General features: G+C 61.5%; 3 protein-coding genes. 2 read left to right on the forward strand and 1 reads right to left on the reverse strand.

Features of this window, described 5'->3' with window-relative positions; genetic code table 11:
- Positions 1 to 457: 457 nt before the first annotated feature.
- On the forward strand, positions 458 to 1,687 hold the full coding sequence (locus LAT62_RS15975) for a multidrug effflux MFS transporter (RefSeq protein ID WP_293386171.1): 1,230 nt from the start codon (positions 458 to 460) through the stop codon (positions 1,685 to 1,687).
- On the opposite strand, the gene LAT62_RS15980 is transcribed toward LAT62_RS15975, so the two are convergent.
- Positions 1,605 to 3,833 carry a glycoside hydrolase family 3 C-terminal domain-containing protein gene (locus LAT62_RS15980; protein WP_293386173.1) on the reverse strand — a complete coding sequence of 743 codons (2,229 nt, stop codon included), beginning with the start codon at positions 3,831 to 3,833 and terminating at the stop codon, positions 1,605 to 1,607. The genes LAT62_RS15975 and LAT62_RS15980 overlap by 83 nt on opposite strands.
- A 227-nt stretch (positions 3,834 to 4,060) precedes the next feature.
- On the opposite strand from LAT62_RS15980, the gene LAT62_RS15985 reads away from it, so the two are divergent.
- Positions 4,061 to 4,561 (forward strand): transposase, encoded by a 501-nt coding sequence (locus LAT62_RS15985; protein ID WP_293386175.1) that lies wholly within the window; start codon positions 4,061 to 4,063, stop codon positions 4,559 to 4,561.
- Positions 4,562 to 4,699 lie beyond the last annotated feature (138 nt).

Raw genomic sequence — 4,699 nt, forward strand, 5'->3', positions numbered from 1 at the left:
GTCAGGGTGCTGCGCGCCGGTGGCTGGCTGCTGCTGGAGCACGGCCATGATCAGGCCGATGATGTGGCGCTGCTGCTGATTGATGCCGGTTATGAACAGCTTGGGCAGCGCCGCGACCTCGGCGGCCATGTGCGCGTTACCTGGGGCCAGCGGCCGGTAAACATCCAGCTGTAGGCGCCGGCCTTGGCCGCGCTTATGGGGCGGCTCCGCCGCCGAGCGCAGCTAAAGCAGCGCCTACAAATAAGCCACCCTGTAGGCGCCGGCCTTGGCCGCGCTTGGGTGCCATAACGGCCAAAGCGCAGCTAAAGCAGCGCCCACAAATGAGCCACCACTGTAGGCGCCGGCCTTGGCCGCGCTTGGGGCCGCAGGCCCCCCCGTCAACCCCGCTTGACGCCACCGACCACGTAGCACACCACCGACCCATGAAGAAATCGATTACATTTGTTAACATCGTTCGATGACCTACCGCAACTTTCCCTCCTGGCTGATTCTGATGGGGCTGATCACTGCCCTCGGCCCGCTGGCGATCGACATGTATCTGCCCGCCTTCGTGGAAATTGCCGATGGCCTGGATACCACCACCAACACCATCGAACTGACGCTGGCCAGTTATTTTATCGGTATCGCCCTCGGGCAGAGCCTGTATGGCCCGCTGAGCGATCGCTTCGGTCGCAAGCCGCCACTGATTTTCGGCCTGGCGCTGTATATTGCCGCCTCCATCGCCTGTGCGCTGGTGACTACAGCCGAATCACTGCTGCTGTGGCGCTTCGTGCAGGCCATGGGCGGTTGTGCTGGTATGGTCATTGCGCGGGCGGTCGTGCGCGACAAGACAGAACCCCAGGAGGCGGCCAAAGCCTTCTCCATGCTGATCCTGGTTTTGGGAGTAGCCCCGATTCTGGCGCCCATTCTGGGTACCGTGGTGCTGAGTCTGGGCAGTTGGCGCTGGATATTCCTGTTCCAGGGCCTGGCGGCGGCGGCCTGCATGACCTGGCTGATTCTCGGGCTGGAAGAAACCCACCCCGGCGAAGAGCGCAAGCTGAGCTTCCGCCGGGTGTTTGCCGACTATCGTGAACTGACGCAGTGGCGGGAATACATGGGATTTGCACTGACCACCGGGTTGGCCATGGGCGGGTTTTTCGCCTACCTGGGGTCATCACCGGCGTTGCTGATGAATACCTACGGTTTGAGCCCTGAGCAATATGCCATCATCTTTGGCGTTAATGCGGCTGGGTTTATTGCCCTGAGTCAGTTCAACACCTGGCTGCTGCACCGCTGGCACATGCGCCAGGTGCTGCGTGTCGTGATCTGGGTGTTGCCGGTATCCGGCCTGACCATGGCGGCTGCGGCGCTGCTGCTGCAACAGCCGCCGCTCTGGCTGCTGTTGCCGCTGATCTTTGTCTTCATTTCGTTTATCGGGCTGATCAATCCCAATGCGGCTGCCTGCGCGCTGTCCTTGCCGAACATGCGCGTCGGCACGGCCTCTGCCTTGATGGGTGTAATGCAGTTCAGTATCGCTACCCTGACCACCTTCGGTATTGGCGCCTTGCCGCAGACCACAGCCATCCCGCTGGCAGGCGGGATGGCCCTGATGGGTGTTCTGGCGTTCAGCCAACTGCGCTTCGTTGCTCTGCCAGCCGCTGAAACGCGCGTTGCGCTGTCGCTTCGTCATGCCCCATCCACGGAATGAATTTGACCAACTGTGGAATCGGGAAGCCTCTGACGATTGCGGCCATCGGATGCTGATCGTCAAAGCCCAGATCATCCAGCACCGAGCGCATGACCGGGCTGGTGCGGCTGTCGGCCAGCCATTCCTCAACGGGGTCTTCCAGCGACGGCAGAATGCGCACCTCGGTCTCTGACTCCACTGAGATCCACTCGCGCAGCCGGATATCGCGCGATGACGTGCCCACCCGGATCTCGAACCGTCCGCTTTCCACCGCCCAGCGGCCGAGATGCGTGACATAGCAGGCGAAAGCCCGCTCATCGAGCGTCACCGTGACGGTTTCACTGCCGCCCGGCTCCAGATGCACCTTGGCCAGACCTTTCAGCTCCTGCTCGGGGCGACGCAGTGTGCTGACTTCATCATGGATGTACACCTGTACGGTTTCGGCACCGGCCACCTGCCCTGTATTGGTCACTGTCACCTGCAGGCGAGCGGGTGCATCATTGCCGTTTTGCTCAATGCGCAGGTCGTTCAGATCGAAGGTGGTATAGCTCAGGCCGTGGCCGAACGGGTAGGCCACCGGCAGCTTCTTGGTGTCGTAATAGCGATAGCCGACGAACAGCCCTTCGTGATAGGTCACGTCCGTCTTGTTGCCCGGGAAAGTCTCGTAGGTCGGGTTGTGTTCGAGACGCAGCGGCAGGGTTTCGCTCAGCTTGCCGCTCGGGCTGACTTCGCCGCACAGGACGCGCGCCAGCGCTTCGCCGCCGCCCTGACCGGGCAGCCAGGCTTGCAGTATTACCGGAGCAGCGTCTTCGATGGCCCGGGTGTCCATGGCAGAGCCGCTTTGCATGACCACCACCAGCTTGGGGTTGGCCTTGGCCACGGCGCGAATCAGCCGGACATGATCCGGTGCCAGTTCCATATTGGCCCGGTCGAAACCCTCGCTTTCCATGCTGTCGGTGGTGCCGGTCAGCAGTACCACCTGATCGGCCTCGCGGGCGACCGTGACAGCCTCGGCGATCAACTCGTCCGTGGTGCCCGTGTCCTTGTAGCCCTGTGCATAACGGACGGTGCCACGCTGCTCGAGCGCGCTCAGCGGCAGGGTCATGCCCTTGGGCTTCATGTGGGAACTGCCGCCACCCTGAAAACGAGGCTCGGTGGCAAACTCGCCAATCAGCGCTGTGGTGCTCTGTGTGCTCAGGGGCAGCAGAGACTGTTCGTGCTTGAGCAACACGATCGCCTCGGTGGCGACACGCACCGCCAGCTCATGGTGAGCCTCCCAGTCCACAGTCACCGGGCGCTGTTCTTCTTCGATGCGCTTGATCAAGCGCAGCACGCGAATTACCCGTTCATCCAGAACAGATTCTGCCACGTCACCATTGCGCACCGCCTGCAGCAACTCATCGTCGCGCAATGCCGGCCCGGGCATCTCCAGATCCAGACCATTGGCATGCGCCAGTACCTTGTCCTGCACCGCCGACCAGTCGGACATCACCAGGCCGTCAAAGCCGAGTTCTTCGCGCAGCAAACGCTGCAGTACGTCACTGTTCTGACAGCAGAACTCGCCGTTCAGGCTGTTGTAGGCGCCCATCACGGTCCAGGGCTGTGCCTCGCGAATGGCCTTGGCAAAGGGCGCCAGGTAGATTTCCTGCAGAGTACGTTCATCGATTTCGGCATTGATCAGAAAGCGCCGAGTTTCCTGTTCGTTACCCACAAAGTGCTTGATACAGCCGCCGACACCCTCGCTCTGCAGACCCTGCACATAGGCAGTGGCCATGATGCCGGTCAGTTGCGGGTCTTCCGAGAAGTATTCGAAATTGCGCCCACCGAGTGGGCTGCGCTTGCCGTTCAGACCCGGCCCCAGCAGCACGCCGACGTTCAGCGCCTGGCACTCACGGCCAATAGCCGCCGCTGCATCATGCAGCAGTTCAGGGTTCCAGGTGGCGGCCATGGCCGCTTCAACCGGGAACACGGTCGCCGGGTGGGTGTTGTCATTGAGCGTGTGTTCGTCGGTGAGGCGCACCCCGTGCGGGCCGTCTGTCAGCGTGACTTCAGGGACATTGTGCTCGGGCAGCCCATGCAGATGCCAGGCATCCTTGCCACAGAGCAGGCGCACCTTGTCTTCGAGGCTGAGAGAAGCGAGAACAGAGTCAGGGCTGAATGTGGGCATAAAGGGCACTCTTGTTTGGTTTTAATTGAAACCGGAGAGTGTACTATGTAAGCGATTACATTCAAGTGGCACCTGTTCAGCTCAGGATGGATTCACAGCTGGACAGTGCCACCACTGTAGGCGCCGGCCTTGGCCGCGCTGGGGCCGCAGGCCCCTTTCTATCCTTCCGGTGAGTTCTATACCAGGAAACCGCATTGCTAATCTGGCACCTCGACAAGGAGGTGCCGATGACTGCAACCTGCAAAAACAGCCACCGACTCAGAACCGGCCGCCGGTACCTGGCCAACCATTACTACCACCTCACAACGACAACCGTGGATCGTGAACCTGTTTTCGCCGATTTCGGAGCAGCGCGCGGCCTCATTCACACCCTAAGAAAAGCAACGGAAACCGAAGCTGTGATTTCCGTTGCCTTTGTGGTGATGCCGGATCACCTGCACTGGCTGGTGCAATCTCTGGACGGCCGAATTGACATCCTGATGCGACGAGTCAAGTCGGAGTCCAGCCAAAAACTCGGTCGGCCAGTCTGGCAGAAGGGCTACCATGATCGGTGCCTGCGCCGTGAAGAGGATATTCGGGAAGTGGCCCGCTACATCATCGCCAATCCATTGCGTGCTGGCCTGGTGCGGAGTGTTCGGGAGTATCCCCATTGGGATGCTGCTTTTGTTCAGGCGGCTGCGCCGCCAAGCGCAGGCAAGCCAGCGCCTACAAATGTGCCACCACTGTAGGCGCCGGCCTTGGCCGCGCTTGGGTGCCATTGCCGCCGAGCGCAGGCAAGCCAGCGCCCACAAATGTGCCACCCCTGTAGGCGCCGGCCTTGGCCGCGCTTGGGTGCCATTGCCGCCAAGCGCAGGCAAGCCAGCGCC

The sequence above is a fragment of the Natronospirillum sp. genome (assembly GCF_022565775.1).
GTDB lineage: Bacteria > Pseudomonadota > Gammaproteobacteria > Pseudomonadales > Natronospirillaceae > Natronospirillum.